The organism is Pseudomonas eucalypticola (assembly GCF_013374995.1).
Lineage (GTDB): Bacteria > Pseudomonadota > Gammaproteobacteria > Pseudomonadales > Pseudomonadaceae > Aquipseudomonas > Aquipseudomonas eucalypticola.
Map to the genome: position 1 here is coordinate 3,494,478 of NZ_CP056030.1, position 15,628 is coordinate 3,510,105.

Annotated in this window: 7 protein-coding genes; 5 read left to right on the forward strand and 2 right to left on the reverse strand. The window is 65.4% G+C overall.

Annotated features, from left to right (window positions below; translation table 11 throughout):
- Positions 1 to 5: 5 nt before the first annotated feature.
- Together HWQ56_RS15545 and rutR are read right to left on the reverse strand one after the other, a co-directional pair.
- The gene (locus tag HWQ56_RS15545; RefSeq protein WP_176571073.1) at positions 6 to 10,034 is read right to left on the reverse strand and encodes a hemagglutinin repeat-containing protein; all 10,029 of its coding nucleotides are present in this window, start codon (positions 10,032 to 10,034) and stop codon (positions 6 to 8) included.
- A 414-nt stretch (positions 10,035 to 10,448) separates the two neighbouring features.
- Positions 10,449 to 11,129, reverse strand: coding sequence for an HTH-type transcriptional regulator RutR (gene rutR, locus HWQ56_RS15550; RefSeq protein ID WP_233270981.1), 681 nt, complete (start codon positions 11,127 to 11,129; stop codon positions 10,449 to 10,451).
- A 235-nt stretch (positions 11,130 to 11,364) separates the two neighbouring features.
- Here rutR and rutA point away from each other — a divergent pair, with 235 nt between their 5' ends.
- The 5 genes from rutA (at position 11,365) to HWQ56_RS15575 (ending at position 15,468) form a co-directional block, all read left to right on the forward strand.
- Positions 11,365 to 12,447 carry a pyrimidine utilization protein A gene (rutA, locus tag HWQ56_RS15555; RefSeq protein WP_176571074.1) on the forward strand — a complete coding sequence of 361 codons (1,083 nt, stop codon included), beginning with the start codon at positions 11,365 to 11,367 and terminating at the stop codon, positions 12,445 to 12,447.
- On the forward strand, positions 12,447 to 13,181 hold the full coding sequence (gene rutB, locus HWQ56_RS15560; RefSeq protein ID WP_176571075.1) for a pyrimidine utilization protein B: 735 nt from the start codon (positions 12,447 to 12,449) through the stop codon (positions 13,179 to 13,181). The genes rutA and rutB overlap by 1 nt, the downstream gene beginning before the upstream one ends.
- A gap of 12 nt (positions 13,182 to 13,193) precedes the next feature.
- Complete coding sequence (rutC, locus tag HWQ56_RS15565; RefSeq protein ID WP_158157898.1) at positions 13,194 to 13,583, forward strand: pyrimidine utilization protein C; 390 nt, start codon at positions 13,194 to 13,196, stop codon at positions 13,581 to 13,583.
- A gap of 7 nt (positions 13,584 to 13,590) precedes the next feature.
- On the forward strand, positions 13,591 to 14,370 hold the full coding sequence (gene rutD, locus HWQ56_RS15570; protein WP_176571076.1) for a pyrimidine utilization protein D: 780 nt from the start codon (positions 13,591 to 13,593) through the stop codon (positions 14,368 to 14,370).
- 78 nt (positions 14,371 to 14,448) lie between these two features.
- On the forward strand, positions 14,449 to 15,468 hold the full coding sequence (locus HWQ56_RS15575) for a purine-nucleoside phosphorylase (protein WP_176571077.1): 1,020 nt from the start codon (positions 14,449 to 14,451) through the stop codon (positions 15,466 to 15,468).
- Positions 15,469 to 15,628 lie beyond the last annotated feature (160 nt).

A 15,628-nucleotide genomic window follows, 5' to 3' on the forward strand; every position in this document is an offset into this window, starting at 1 on the left:
CATACCTATTTAATCAAGTGCTTGATCGAGTCAAACAATTCGGGCCGCCCTATATCGTCATAGGCTTTCTGCAACCCCGAGCTTATTTGCCCAGAAGTATACGTAGCCGGCTTACCACCTACCACGGGAGGCAAATACTTACTTATCGCTTTATGCATAGCATCAGGATTCACCTTTCCCGTATGAGAGTACTGGGTAATTAGAGTCGCTGGATGATCCAGCATGTCATTTTTCGTATACCCCAGCATCTTCCCCAAATATTGAGGCAAAGTGTGATGCGCTTGGAACCCTTTGTTTAATCCCTGAAGTTCTCGATAAGTAGGACTAATTACGTCAGGTACAATCTGGCCTGTCGCTTTTGCACTAGCAATCCTTTTCTCAGCCTCAACCAACTCCCGCAGGTTACCACCCGCCTTCGTCTTCAACCCAGCAGCAGTCTCCAAGTACAGCGTACCATCACTCCCCAAGACCTCAACACCACCGGTCTTGGTATTCAGCACCCTGCGATACCCCTCCGGCAGCAACGCCGTAGTAGGGAACCCAGCCCCCACGCCCGTACCTTCGCGATATCCGGCAGGCAGAACCGCCTGCTTGACAACCTGCGCCTCAACCTTGGCAGCAACCTCTGCCAACTTGCCGACTCGGTTCGCCGGAATCGCATCCAGCATCAAGCCGGCTTCATCCTTGGCCTTCACCGCCGCGCTCGCCGCCGCGTCACCCTGAAAGTCGTACAGCGCTTCCAGCACCTTGGTGGTATCGTGCTTCTCCCAATAGCTGTTCCACGCCTGGTCCGTCGATACCGCCGCGACCAGCCCGTTGGCAACGCCCGACGACACACTGCCGACCGTACCGAAAAAGTCGTTCGTCAGGCTGTTGGCCAGCGCCCAGTAGTTACCCGCCGTTTCGGTGATGGCCTCCTTGTAGCCCTGCGTCGTCCCTGTCAGCGAACCCGATACGGCCCTGTACCCATCCGCGGAGTAGTTGAGGTTTTTCTCGTAGAACCGGTAGTCCTCATTGCTGGCTACATCGAAGCCAGGGTTGAGGTACTCCGAATTGATCAGCTTGTCCTGGTATTGGTCGCCATGCAGCAGTTGGTAGGCCTGCACCAGCACAACAATTTCGCCCGGGGTGTACACCTTCTCCGGCGCGGCTGAAGGTAAACCGTTGACCAGCAGCGGGGTGTCGTAGGTGCTGCCCAGTGGCGCCAGGGCGATGCCCAGGTACTTCAGGGTGGTGCTGTCCGGGGCGTCTTCGTGGCGGGCAATCACCGCGTGCCAACCGGCGTCCACGTAGTACGCCAACGCCTTGGCCAAGCGGTCTTCAGCCTCGGCGTCGCTGATGTTGGCTGCCTGGGCCAACGCTGACGCCTGCGCTTTGAGCAGCGCGATTTCCTTGGGGTGCAGTTGGCGGTTGTAGTGATCTACGCTTGCGGCCACCTGGGCCCCGGTGATCTGGCCAGCCGTCGACTGCCCCGTAGCACCCGCGGCGCCAATCCCGACACCGGCGGCGATGACGGAAGCCAGGGAGTTGCGCTGGGTTTCATCGGTGATGCCACTGGCTTTCAGTGCATCGTCCACCAGCGGCATGAGAGTGGCCGACGCTGCGGCGCCTGTCGCACCGGCCAGCGGGTTGCCGCCGGACAGGCCCTGTAGCGCCCCGGCCAAGGTATGCATCAGCGTGCGGGCCGCACCTCCTTCAGACCAGGCGGCGCGGGTAGCGTCATCGATCGCGTAAAGCTCCTGCCGGTTGGCGTAGTCACCAATCGCCTTGTAGGTATCCGCCGCCGTGGTATTGGCCAGGATCCCAACACTCGTGGTGCCGCCGGCCCCGCCCAACGCCCCGGCGATCAGGCCGGTGGCCACGTCCGCCAGCAGCCGCTTGTCGCCGCCCAGCGACCAGTCGCTGGCATCCTTGATGGCGGCATTCGCCGCCGCCACTTCCTCAGGCGTGGAGGCTTTCTTGCTTTGTTCCTGTGCGTCCTTGCGCTTGGCCGCGGCCACGGTCTCGATTGCGCTCTGGCCCAGTTGCACCGTGCTCTGGATCAGGTCGATGCGTTCCTGCATCACCTTCAGGTCGGGGCGGTCCAGTTGTTCGTTGGCGCCTGCGGTGTCGCGGTTCAGGCCGACCAGGTCGTTGGCGCCTTCCGGGTTGCGGACGGTGATGGTGCCTTCGCTGATGGCGCTGCGGGTGTGGCTGGCATCGTTGTCAGTGAGCATCAGCGGCACGCTGCCGCCTACCCCGCCTTCACTGCCGTTGTAGGACAGGCTGATGCCGGCCGCAGAGCTTTTGACGTTGCTCTTGTTCTTGATGTCGCTGACGATCAGCCGGTCGGTGTCCAGGCGGTTCTTGTCCGGCGTGGCGTCGCTGGCGATGACCGCGCCATCCAGGCGGGTGGTGCCGCCGACGTGGATGTCGTAGCCGCCGGTGCCGGCGAACAGGCCGGTCTGATCGGTGACGGCGGCGTAGTCGGACTTGGTGTTGCTGGCCGCCAGGTTGCCGCTGGCAGTGACGGTGGAGCCGTAGCAGAACGGCGGCACGCAGATGCTGCCGCCAAAGCCGCCGCTGGTCTGCTTGTTCTTGCTGTCGGCTTCGTCCTGACGCGAGGCAATGTTGAGGTTGCCGCCGATGTCTGCCTTGACGGTGTCGGCACGCAGTTGGGCGCCGGCCAGGGTGGTGTCCTGGCCGCTCTGCAGGATCAGCGTGGAGGTGTCGACAGTGGTGTTGACTTGGGTCAGCTCACTGCCGGTGCCCAGGCCCTTCGCGGTCTGGGCCCCCAGGTCGAGAGTGAAGCCGTTTTGCGAGCCGATGTTGAAACTGGCGCCGATGGCCAGCTTGTTGTGGCTATCGTGATTGCTCCATTCCTGGGTGTTCTGCGCGCTTTCCAGGTTGATGTTGTTCTTGGCCATCAACAGCGTTTGCTGGGCCTTGAGCTGGCTACCGACGATGTCGATGTCACCGTTGGCGCCCGCCTGGTCGCCGGTGGCGATCACCGACAAGTTGGCGCCAGTAGTCAACGTAGAAGGCTTGGCGGTCTGGCTACTGTAGTCACTGGTGCTTTTACTGTGCGTGGCCGCCACTTCAAGGCCGATCTTGATGAGCGAGCCGCCACTGTTCGCCGGCCGCCCCTCGGACTCGTTTGCAGCTCCGGCGCTGGAGCTGCCGACGGCGTTGTACAGCGACAGTGCAGCCTGCGCCCCCTTGACCGCAGCCAAGCGCTTGTCGTCGGCCTGACGGGCTGCCTGCACGTCATTGCGGATACTTTTGACCGTATCGACGACCGTGCCACCGATCACGCGGCCCACCCCGACACGACTGGACGTGTCGACGCTGCTTTGCCTGGCGGTTTCCATGCCTGCAGCAATGCGCACATCGGCACCCGTCAGCGTCATGTCGCGGGTGCTGACCAGGTTGCTACCGACCACGCTCAGCGCGCGGCCCGCACTCAGGTTGACGTTGCCCGCGCTGGAACCGATGGTGCTGCCGGCCAGGGTGGTTCCACTGGCGTTGCCGATGTGCTTCTGCTGGCCGATGGACAGGTGAAGACTGCCCGCGATGTCGTCGAGCCCACCCATGTTGGCCGTTGCTATACCGGTGAGATCGCGGGTTTTCTCCTTGTGGTATTCGGTGCGCTTAAAGGTGTTTTCGGCGGCGTCGACGCTCAGGTCGCGGCCCGCCAGCACGTTGATGTCATCGGTGCTGACCAACGACGAACCTTGTACCGCTGCATCGCGCCCGGCGCTGATGTTGACGGTGTCGCCGGAGACCAGGCTGCCCACGGCAGTAGTCTGGGCTTCGTTGACCTTGTCCTTGACCTTGCTGGCTTTCAGGCCACCCCAGCTGCTTTTGCTGCTGCTGCTTTCATGGCGCGCGGTGGTGGTGTCCTGACCAGCGACGATGGCGACGTCGTTGACGGCCTGCAAGCGGACTTCGCCGGTGTCGGCCGACACTTCGCTGCCACGAATCAGCAGGTCCTGGCCGGCGACAGCGGTGGTGCCCTTGCCGCTGGTGACCAGGCTGCCGGCGTTGGTGGTGTTGAGCACTTCGTCCAGCTGGCTCTTCTTGCTGGTACGGGTTTTCTTGCTCATGTCGTACAGCGTGCCGGTGCTGTTCTCACCCGCCACCACGCTCAACTGCTGGCCGGCGTACAGGTAGGCCTGGTCACCGGCGCTGATCTTGCTGGCGGCCAGGGTCATGTCGTTGGTGGCCACAGCAACCACGTTGCCGCCTGCACTCAGTTCGCTGGCCTGCTGCTGGGTCTGGTTGTTTTCCCGGGTGACGCGCTTGTGCCCGCTTTTGCTGAAGGTGTGCAGGTCGTTGACGTCAACGGCCGAGTTCAGGTTGATGTCACGACTGGCACTGGCGGTCAGGTCCTTGTCGGCATGTGCCTGCCCCGCCACCGCGTTCAGGTCGCGGCCGGCGTCCAGCGAAAGGTTGCCGCCAGCGGTGACCGTCGACTTCAGGTTGTTCACGACGCTGGTGACACTGGAATCATGCCCCCCATTGTGAAACTCATGCTTCTCGCTGACGTCCTGCACCGCCACCAGGTTGATGTCCCGCGCAGCGTTCAGGTTGGCGTCGCCGCCAGCACTGATCGCCCCATGATTGGTGAGGTCCTGCCCGGCCGTGACGTTTACCGTCTGGCCCGCGGCGATGCGCGCGCCGGCATCGGTGAGGGTGCGCATGCCCGCGCCGTCGTTGACGGCGATGGCGGTGCGATCGTTGACGATGTCGCCCTTGAGGGTTTGCAGGCTGACCTGGCTGGCGCGGATGTCGCCGGCCAGGGCGTTGCGGATGCTGTCCTGGGCCAGCAGGCTGAGGCGCTCGTTGGCCTCGACCACGCCGCCGTTGTACAGGCTGCCGCCGGCGCTGGCGCTGAGGTCTTCGCTGGCGCGCAGGGTGCCGACGTTGACCAGGTCGCTGCCGGCCATGAGGCTCAGGTTGCGGCCCTGGATGAGGCTGCCGCCGTTGAGGTTGCGCTCGTCGGCCTGGGCCAGGTACAGCACCGGCACCAGCACGTTCTGGCCGTCGATGACGCGGTTTTCCAGCCACACGATGTCGTGGGTCAGGGCCGCCACCTGCTGGGCGCTCAGGCCCACGCCGACGCTCAGGTTCAGGGCGTCCTTGCTGGCCAGGGCGTTGTCCATCAGGTAGCGGTACTGGTCGTAGTCGCTGGTCAGGCTGGCGGCCAGGAAGCGCTGGCCGGTCTGGGCCACCACGGCGTCGCTGATCAGGCGGCTTTCGTAGCGCCCGTCGCCCAGGCGGCGGGCGGCTTCGTCGGCGCTGAAGCCCAGCTGGCCGAGCAGGTAGTCCGAGCTCATGAACCGGCTGGGGTCGGTGAGGTTCGGGTTGGTTTCGATCAGGTAGTGGCTTTGCGGGTTCTGGCTGGGGACGAACAGGCCGTATTCGCCCTGGGGCAGGCGGAAGCTGGTGGACGCGGTGGGGTCGACGGCGGCGAAAGGTACGCCCGTGAAGTCCACCGGGATGAAGCTGACGTGCACGGTGCCGTCGGTGTCGATGCGCTCCACACGCTGCACGTCCTTGGCCGCCACCGGGGTGGCGGCGCTGCGCTCGGGGCTGAGTTGCAGCACCACGGCGCCCACCTTCTGGGTGGCCTCGTTGTCCAGGGTGCCGGTCAGTTGCGCCAGGGTCTGCTCCAGCAGGGTGCCGTTCTGCACGCTCTGGGTGACGTTCAGGGTGGCAGTGCCACCGGACTGGATCGTGCTGGTGTAGTTATGGGTGCTGTCAGGTGTCCAGGTGGTGACGTCGCTCTGCTGCTGGAAGCGGCTGTCGCTGGAGCGGGCGATCAGTTCGTTGAAGCGGCTTTCGTCGAAGTGGCCGGCGGCGACCGCGGCGTTGAACGCGGGCACGTCGACGTACTGCATCTGGTCCCAGTAGCCGGTGCTGATGCGCTGGGGCGTGGCGATGACGATCACCTGGCTGCCGCTGCGCGAGGAGGCGCCCTGGTTGAGCAGGGTGTCGGCGTTGAGGGTCAGGTCGCCGTTGGCGGCCAGCAGGCTGTAGCGGTTCTGCACGTCGCTGGCGTTGAGGGTCATGTCGCTGCCGGCGATCAGCCGCGCCATGGGCGAGTCCAGCAGCACGCTTTCTTCAAGCGCCTTGGTGATGGTGATGCTGCCGCGCTTGAACGAGTCGTGGCCGCCGCAGTGCTGGCCACACTTCCATTCCAGGGTGCCGCTGACCACGGCCTGGGCCAGTTCGAACTGGGCCTTGGCGTTTTCGATGCTGACGGCGTTGAGGTCGATGCGCCCCAGGCTTTGCACGCTGCCGGAGAGGTTGCTGAAGGCACTGGCGCGGCCGCCGTCGTAGGCGGCGAAGCTGAGGTTGCCCTGGTTGTAGAGCTCGCCATAGGTGTTGCTGAAACGGTCGGCGCGCAGGGCCAGGTCGCCGCCGGCGAACAGCAGGGTATCGGCGTTGTTGCTGATGGTTTGCCGGGCGCTGAGGCTGACGTGGCCCTGACCGCCCAGGGTGCCGTCGTTGCTGATGCCGGTGGCACTGATGGTCAGGTCGTTGCCGGCGATCAGGCGGCCGGCGTTGGCCAGGTCGCCGGTCAGGGTCAGGGTGGTATTGCCGGCGCTGGTCAGGCGGCCGCCCACCTGGCTGAAGTCGCGGGCGTTGACGCGCAGGTGGCCCTGGCTGGACAGCAGGCCACGGTTGACCTGGTCGCCGGCCGCGAGCAGGGTCATGTCGAGGTCGCTGACCAGTTCGCCCGCGTTGTCCAAACTGCCGACGTTCAGGATGAGGCTGTCGGTGGTGGCCAGGCGGTCACCGGCCAGTACGGCCAGGGCGCCGCCGCTGGTGATGGCGAAGGTCCCGTCGAACTGGGCGCGGCCTACGCTGCTCGCCGTGCCCAGGTGCCAGTCGGAACGGCCGGTGCCGTTGATGCTGCCCGGGCCGCCATCGAGGCTGCCAGCCGTGAGGCTGAAGACGTCACTGTTGAATTTCAGGGTGCCGCTGTTGACCAGCGCGCCACCGATGGTGAACTGGCTGCGGGCGCCGCCCAGGCCACTGATGCGCCCGCTGTTGTCGAGGCTGGCGGCGTTGATGCTCAGGCCGCCAAGGGCCTCGATCAGGCCCTGGTTGCGCAGTTGCCCGCCCAGGTCGATGGCCAGGCTGGCGCCGCTGATTTCGCCGCCGTTGGCATTGTTGAGCTGCTGGCCGTCGAGGCTGAGCTTGCCCTTGGCGAACAGCGTGCCGGCGCGGTTGGTCAATTGCGCGACCTTGAGCTTGAGCGCGCCGACGATGCTGGAGAGCATGCCGGCGCGGCTGTCGTCGGCGCTGTTGTCCAGGTGGCCCGCGGTCACGTCCAGGCTGTCGGCCACCACGCTGCCGCCCTGGTTCTGCAAGGTGCCATCCGCCAGGTCGAGGGTCACGGCGCCGCCCTTGGCGTACAACAGGCCTTGCTGGTTGAGCACGGTTGCGGCAGTGATCTGCAGCCCCTCGGCGCCGGCGGTGATCTGCCCGCCCTGGCTGTTGTCCAGCTGGGTGCCGCTGATGTCGACGCGGTTGCCGCCGAGGCTGCCGTTGCGGTTGTCCAGCTGGGTGAAGCTGGTCAGCAACAGGCGTTGGTTGGCGGCATCGATGGTGCCGGTGGCATTGTTCAGCACGCCGTCGACGGTCAGGCGCACGGTGCCGCCGTTGCCGAGGATGGCGCCCTTGGCGCTGTTGTCCAGGGCATCAGTGGTGAGCGTGACGGCTTGGCCAGTGATGACGCCAGCGCGGTTGTCGAGCGTGGGAGCGCTAATCAGCAAGCTGCCATCGCCCTGGATACGACCACCGCTGTTGTCGAGGCTGGCCAGCGTCAGGGTGGCGCCGCCAATGCCCGTGGCAATGAGGCCGGCGTCACGGTTATCGAGCTTGCCGGCAGCGATATTCAGGGTATCGAACAGCAGGCTGCCACCACGGTTGTCGAGGCGGGCGGCCGGCGCATTGAGCACCAGGGCCTGGCCTTGCAGCTTGCCGCCGCGGTTGTCGACGGTGCTGGCGTGCAGGCTGAACAGGGTCTTGGCCAGGGCGCGGCCGGCCTGGTTGTTGAATTGCCTGGCCAGGCGCAGGTCGATGGCGCCCTGGCCCGCGCTGACCAGGCCATCGGCGCTGTTGTCCAGGCTGCCGGCGGTGACGCTGACGCTGTCCGCGCTCAGGGTGCCGGTGCGGTTATCCACGGCCCCGGCATTGATGCTCAGGGCCTGGCGGGCCTGGGCGCTGCCGTTCTGGTTGTTGAAGTCGCCGGTCAGGGCCAGGGCCAGGTCGCCCTGCGCGGCGCTGATCAGGCCGCCAGCGCTGTTGTCCAGGCTGTCGGCGGTGACGCTGATGGCGTCGCCCAGCAGCGTGCCGGCGCTGTTGCGCTGTTCACCGCCGCTGACGTCCAGGCGCGTCGCGGCCTGTACGGTGCCTTGGCGGTTGTCCAATAAAGCCGTCTTGACCTTGGCGCTGCCGACGCTGGCAGCCAGCACGCCACCGCGGTTATCCAACCGGCGGGCGTCCAGGTCGAGGGTGTCGGCCAGCAGGCTGCCGTCGCGGTTGTCGAAGTTAGCGGCTACTACCTTGAACTGGCCACCCACCACTTCCAGGCGCCCGGCGCGGTTGTCCAGGCTCGCCAGGCTGAGGTCGACATTCTGGCCCGCACCAAAGCGAATCAGGCCTCCCAGGTTGGCAATGGCCGGGGTGTTGAGGTTGAGGCTATTTTCCCCGCGCAGCCGCGCACCGCTGCCGGTGTTGGTGAGCTGGGCGGTGGTCAGGGTGACGTCGCGGCCCTGGATTACGCCGTTGTCGTTACCCAGGGTGTGGGTGGCGGTAGCGGCCAGGGTGCGGCTGGCGATCACGCTGGCGCTGTTGCTGATGTCGGCGGCTTGCAGGGTCACGTCGCCCTGGCTGTTGCGGCTGTTGTCGGCGTTGACGCCGGCTTCGATCACGCCGCGGTTGCTCAGCTGGCCGTCGGCGCTGAGGGTGACGCTGTCGCGGGCGCTGATGCTCTGCGCGTTGGTGAGGTCGGCGCGGCTGCGCAGCTCGGCGCGGGTACCGGCGTAGACCGGGCCCTGGGCGTCGATGCCCGAGGCCTTGGCTACCACGGCACCGTTGGCGCTGACGCTGGCCAGGGTCAGTTTGCCGTTGGCGTCGATCTGCACGTCCCCGGCGCTGGCCGCCAGGTCACCGGCCAGGCGCACGCCCACGCCTTTCTCGGTCCCCACCAGCTTCACCGCGCCCACGTACATGCCGCCCAAAGCGGCGCTATCGATGGCCAGTTCCGGCTTCTGCGAGCCATCGTCGGCGCGGGCCGTGGCCTGCAGGGTGTCGGCGTTGACGTCGTTGCGGCCAGCCACCACGGTGAGGTGCTTGGCGTACAGGCGAGCGTTGATCTGCGCTGTGCGGGTGATCAGTTCGAACTGGTCGATGTTGCCCGCGTCGAGGCCGGCGCCTTCGATGGCGATGTTACCGCCGTCGACCTGGAAGCGGTCCAGCCGGCCGCTGCCGTCGAGCACCGGCTTGCCGGTGGTCAGGGTCGCCCGTGGCGTGTTGATGAAGCCGCAGCCGTTGCAGGTGATGCCGTAGGGGTTGGCGACGATGACCCGGGCGGCCTGCCCCGCCACCTCGGTGTAGCCCTTGAGCTGGCTGCGGTTGTTGCCGGTGACCTCGTTGAGGATGGTGCTGGCGGCCTGGCCGTTGAGGTTGGCGTTCCCCAGCACGATGCCGCCCAGTTGCGTGGCCTGGGTGCGGCCGGTGGCGTTGTTGAGGATGACGCCCTGGCTACCGACGTTGTAGTCCTGGAACTGGTTATGGGACACCCCGCTGGCGTTGGGCGCAGCGATGTTGACCACCGGCACGCCATTGCCCGCCGTCCCCAGCGTGGTACCCGGGCCGCTGACCACGATGCCATCGGCCTGGGCCCACAGCGGCTGCCAGAACATGACGTTGGCCAGCAGGAAGGCCAGGGCGCGCTTGGGCATGCCCCAGAAACGGTCGCGGGGCGCGACAGCGGCCGAGGGCTGGCGGGCCAGGAAGGCAAGGTGACGGGCGTCCATGTCGGGTACTCGTTGCAGCGGGAATTAGAGGTAGAGGTTCAGGCAGAAGCGGTTTGGAAGCGACAGCCAGGGGCGCCATGAGGGGGGGCTGGAAGCAAACATCGATTCGATCCTTGAAGCGTCGGGGGGTGCTGGGGAGCGGCGATACTAGGGGGCCAGGGCGGGATCGTCAAACGCTCGACACAATCAAGACACAATCCGCTTAAACGCAGATAAAACCACAAAAATGCCTAAAAACCTCGGCAAACGTGCCGCCAAATTGATGGATCCAAACTTTGCTAGCGCAAGCTGTACCCCCTACAGATGTAGGGGCTGGCCCCGATGAACGGCAACACTCGTTACAACTTTCCTACAGATTTTGAGCATTGTAGGAAGCGCTTGGCGCGGCGATGCAGGGTTGCGAGCAGGAAGGGACTACGCAGCGGGCCTGGGTCGCAGCCCATTGAGGATCAGCCCCCGGACATTCTCCAGCACCTCCTGGAAAAATACCGGGTCACTCAGGCCCTTGCCCGTCACCGCCGCCACTTGGCTGGCGAAGTCAGCGTAGTGCTGGGTAGTGGCCCAGAGGGAGAAAATCAGGTGGTGGGGTTCGATCGCGGCTAGCTGCCCGGAGTCGATCCAGGCCTGGATCACCTGCACCTTGCTTTCCACCAGATCGCGCAGCGGCTCCTGCAACTCCTTGAGCAGCAACGGCGCACCCTGGACGATCTCCAGGCAGAACAGCCGCGACTCGGCGGGGTGGTCGCGGGACAGTTCCAGCTTGATGCGAATGTAGTCACCGATAGCCTGCAGCGGATCCTGTTCGGCGCTGAAACCACGCAACGGCCGCAACCATACCTCCAGCAATTGGCGCAACACGCTCAGGTACAGCTCGTCCTTGGTGCTGAAGTAATACAACAGGTTGGTCTTGGAGACGTCGGCCAGGCTGGCCACCTGGTCCAGGCTGGTGCCATGCACACCGAAACGCGAGAACAGCTGCAGGGCGGCGTCGAGAATGACCGTGCGCTTGCTCTCCACCAAGCGGTGGCGGCGCTTGAGGGTGGCGGCGCTAGGAGTGCGCCGGGCCTTGGCCGGGGCAGCGGGCTCTTTCTTCACAGGGGCGTCCTTTGACCGGCTGAACAACAGTCGCACTTTACCGCGCGCAACGCCCGTGGCAACCACCCCGCCCCGCCCCAACGCTGTGCGGCGTGCACAAACCAGGTGCTCCAGCACGGACCGTTTGGTCTGGTGCAAAAACCAAGCCGTTGACTGCAAAGAGGAAAATGAAGATGGCCTGGTTAGTGCTAGTGCCCTTGAGCCTTTTTCCCGCCCCGTGCAAGAGGATCGCCCCATGGACGTCGGAATCTTCATTCCCATCGGCAACAACGGCTGGCTGATTTCCACCACTGCGCCCCAGTACAAACCCACCTTCGAGCTGAACAAGACCATTGTGCAGAAAGCCGAGTACTACGGCTTCGATTTCGCCCTGTCGATGATCAAGTTGCGCGGCTTCGGCGGCCAGACCGAGTTCTGGGAACACAACCTGGAGTCCTTCACGCTGATGGCAGGACTGGCCGCGGTGACCTCTCGTATTCAACTGTTCGCCACCGCCGCCACCCTGACCCTGCCCCCGGCCATTGTCGCGCGCATGGCCAGCACCATCGACTCGATCTCCGGCGGGCGCTTTGGTGTCAACCTGGTGACCGGCTGGCAGAAGCCCGAATACGAGCAGATGGGCCTGTGGCCCGGCGACGCGTTCTTCCACACCCGCTACGCCTACCTGGCCGAATACGCCCAGGTACTGCGCGACCTGTGGAATACCGGGCGCAGCGACTTCAAGGGCGACTACTTCACCATGGACGACTGCCGGGTCAGCCCCACGCCGCAGGCCGACATGAAAGTGATCTGCGCCGGCCAGAGCGACGCCGGCATGGCGTTTTCATCACAGTACGCCGACTACAATTTCTGCTTCGGCAAAGGCGTGAACACCCCTACCGCTTTTGCCCCCACCGCTGAACGCCTGATCCAGGCGAACGCGAAAACCGGGCGAGCGGTCACCTCGTGCGTGCTGTTCATGGTCATCGCCGCCGACACGGACGAGCAAGCCCGCGAGCGCTGGGAGCTGTACAAGGCCGGCGCCGACCAGGAAGCCATTGCCTGGCTAGCCGACAAAGGCGCCGCCGACCAGAGCCCCGGCTCGAACATGCGCCAGATGGCCGACCCGACCTCAGCGGTGAACATCAACATGGGCACCCTGGTGGGGTCATGGGCGAGCGTGGCGAACATGCTCGATGAGGTGGCGTCGGTGCCCGGCACCCAGGGAGTGATGCTGACCTTCGATGACTTCGTGCAAGGGGTGGAGGACTTCGGCGAAAAGATTCAGCCGCTGATGACCAGCCGCCAGCACATCAACCTGCTCAAGGAAACCGCCTGATGAACGCCCCTGCCCCTTTCAGCGGCTACGCCCTGCCGGCCGACCCGCTACCTGCCCGTACCTTGCCGGCCCGCCCGGAAGCGTTGAGCCTGAAGGCCAGCGAGACCGCGCTGGTGGTCGTCGACATGCAGAACGCCTACGCCAGCGTGGGAGGTTACCTGGACCTGGCCGGGTTCGATGTGAGCAACACCGGCCCGGTCATCGCCAATATCCGCAAGGCCCTGGTCACGGCGCGCGCCGCCGGCATGCCGGTGGTGTTCTTCCAGAACGGCTGGGACGCCGAGTACATGGAAGCCGGCGGCCCAGGCTCACCCAACTGGCACAAGTCCAACGCCCTGAAAACCATGCGCCAGCGCCCCGAACTGCACGGCACGCTGCTGGCCAAGGGCGGCTGGGACTACCAGCTGGTGGACGAATTGCAACCGCTGCCTGGTGACCTGCTGGTGCCCAAGACCCGCTACAGCGGCTTCTTCAATACCCCCTTCGACAGCCTGATGCGCAGCCGCGGCATTCGCAACCTGGTGTTCACCGGCATCGCCACCAATGTGTGCGTGGAGTCCACCTTGCGCGACGGTTTCTTCCTGGAGTACTTCGGCGTGGTACTGGCCGATGCTACCCATCAGGCCGGCCCGGCCTTCGCCCAGCAGGCGGCATTGTTCAATATCGAGACGTTCTTCGGCTGGGTGTCCAGCGTCGAGGACTTCTGCACCACCTTCGCTACCGCCAGCGCCTGAGAGGAATTGCCCATGAGCAAGAAAGCCATTATTCCCGCCGGCACCGGCACGCCCATCGCACCCTTCGTACCGGGCTCCCTGGCCGATGGCATTTTGTATGTGTCGGGCACCCTACCCTTCGACAGAGATAACAACGTGGTGCATGTGGGCGATGCCGCCGCCCAGACGCGCCATGTGCTGGAGACTATCAAGGGCGTGGTGGAGACTGCCGGTGGCAGCCTCGACGATGTTACTTTCAACATGATCATGCTGCGCGACTGGGCGGACTACGCGGCCATCAACGCGGTGTACGCCGAATACTTCGCCGGTGAGAAACCGGCGCGGTATTGCATCCAGTGCGGGCTGGTGAAACCGGATGCGCTGATCGAGATCGCCAGCATCGCCCATGTCGGCCGAGGATAATCATATTATGTATTACGAATGGCTGGGTCGCAGCGACCCGCAAGCCCCCGTCCTGGTGCTCAGCTCCGGCCTTGGGGGCTCCGCACGCTTCTGGGGCCCGCAGATGACTGAGCTGGGCCAGCGTTTTCGCGTGCTGGTGTACGACCACGCCGGCAGCGGCCGCAGCCCGGCCACGCTGCCCGAGGGCTACAGCATCGCGACCATGGCCGCCGAACTGCTCGCCCTGCTTGACCGGCTGGAAGTGAGCCACTGCCACTTCATGGGCCACGCCCTGGGGGGGCTGGTGGGACTGGAGCTGGGGTTGCAGCGCCCGACGCTGGTGCGCAGCCAGGTACTGGTCAACGCCTGGAGCAGCCCTAACCCGCACAGCGCGCGATGCTTCGCGGTACGCAGGAATTTGCTCAACCACAGTGGCCCGGCAGCCTATGTGCAGGCCCAGGCGCTGTTCCTTTACCCCGCCGACTGGATCGCCGCCAACAGCGCCCAACTGGCCGAGGAGGATGCCCACGCCCTGGCGCATTTCCCGGAGCCGGCCAACCTGCTCAAGCGCATCGCCGCCTTGCAGGCGTTCAACGTCGACGCCCACTTGGCGCAGATCATGACGCCCACCTTGCTGCTGGCCAACCGTGACGACATGCTGGTGCCCTGGCAGCGGTCCCAGGTGCTGGCCGAGGGCTTGCCCAATGGCCGCCTGCACCTGCTCGAGTACGGCGGCCATGCGTCCAGCGTGAGCGACAGCGCCACCTTCAACCGCGTGGTGCTGGATTACCTGACCGCGCAGGCCTGACGCCTGCCCCGTGTCGCGAAACCGACGCGGCGCGTTGCTATAGTCCGGTGCCCCCCTGTGACCTGAGAAGGACCTTCCATGCGCCACTTGCTCGCCCCCCTCGCCGGCCTGGCCGTTGCCGCCGCCAGCTCGGTCGCCCTGGCCGCGCCGCTGCAACCCAAGGTAATGCTGATCACCCTGTTCGCCCCCGAGGCACAGCAGTGGATCGACCACCTGCAACTGACCGAGAAGGTGACGGTACCTGGCCTGTCCGCCGACTACCCCGACGTGCTGTGCAACGCCCAGCAGGTGTGCCTGATGACCACGGGCATGGGCCAGACCAACGCCGCGGCATCGACCCTGGCCCTGGCACTGTCCACCCAGTTCGACCTGCGCCAGACCTGGTTCGTGGTGGCGGGCATCGCCGGCATCAACCCTCACGAGGGCACACTCGGCACGCCAGCGTGGGCCCACTACCTGGTCGAATTTGGCACGCAGTGGGAACTGGATTCGCGGGATGCGCCCAAGGCGTGGCCCACCGGCTACCTGGGCATCAATACCCAGAACCCTGAACAGAAGCCCCCCCTGGACTACAAGACCGAGGTATTTGAACTCAACCCCGCGCTGCAGGCCAAGGCCTACGCGCTGTCACGCAACGTCGCGCTGACTGAAAGCCCGGCATCGTCCGCCTGGCGCCAGCACTACCCCTACCCGCCGGCCAACCAGCCGCCCGTGGTGACCCGCTGCGACACCCTGACTGGCAACACCTGGTACTCCGGCACCCGCCTGAGCGAACGCGCCGAAGCCTGGACCCGACTGCTCACCGACAACAAGGGCACCTACTGCACGACCCAGCAGGAAGACAACTCCACCTATGAAGCGCTGCTGCGCGCCAGCCGCCTGGGCCGGGTCGATATCCAGCGCCTGGCGGTGGTGCGCGCCGGCTCCGACTTCGACCGCCCCTACCCGGGTTACAGCGAGGTCGACAACCTGCTCAAGTACGCCGACCAGGGCGGCTTCGTGCCTGCGCTGGACAACCTCTACCGCGCGGGCAACGCCCTGGTGCAGGACATCATCACCCATTGGTCGCAATGGCAGGCAGGCGTGCCCGGTACCTGACCGCCCCCCCCTGTGGGACCGGGCGAAGCTCGGGAAACGGGTGGCGCGGTGGGCAGGGGTTTACGCGGTGTTGCCTTCCCGAGCTGACGCCCGGTCCCACAGGGGAAACGCGGTGCCTGGGCTGATGCAGTTCATCGCAATGGCCCGCAACTTGCTCCTT

Excerpts from the sequence above, each read along its gene's own strand:
- rutD (WP_176571076.1), top strand. The coding sequence starts at position 13,591 with ATGTATTACGAATGGCTGGGTCGCAGCGACCCGCAAGCCCCCGTCCTG.
- HWQ56_RS15575 (WP_176571077.1), top strand. The coding sequence starts at position 14,449 with ATGCGCCACTTGCTCGCCCCCCTCGCCGGCCTGGCCGTTGCCGCCGCC.
- HWQ56_RS15545 (WP_176571073.1), bottom strand. The coding sequence starts at position 10,034 with ATGGACGCCCGTCACCTTGCCTTCCTGGCCCGCCAGCCCTCGGCCGCT.
- rutA (WP_176571074.1), top strand. The coding sequence starts at position 11,365 with ATGGACGTCGGAATCTTCATTCCCATCGGCAACAACGGCTGGCTGATT.
- rutB (WP_176571075.1), top strand. The coding sequence starts at position 12,447 with ATGAACGCCCCTGCCCCTTTCAGCGGCTACGCCCTGCCGGCCGACCCG.
- rutC (WP_158157898.1), top strand. The coding sequence starts at position 13,194 with ATGAGCAAGAAAGCCATTATTCCCGCCGGCACCGGCACGCCCATCGCA.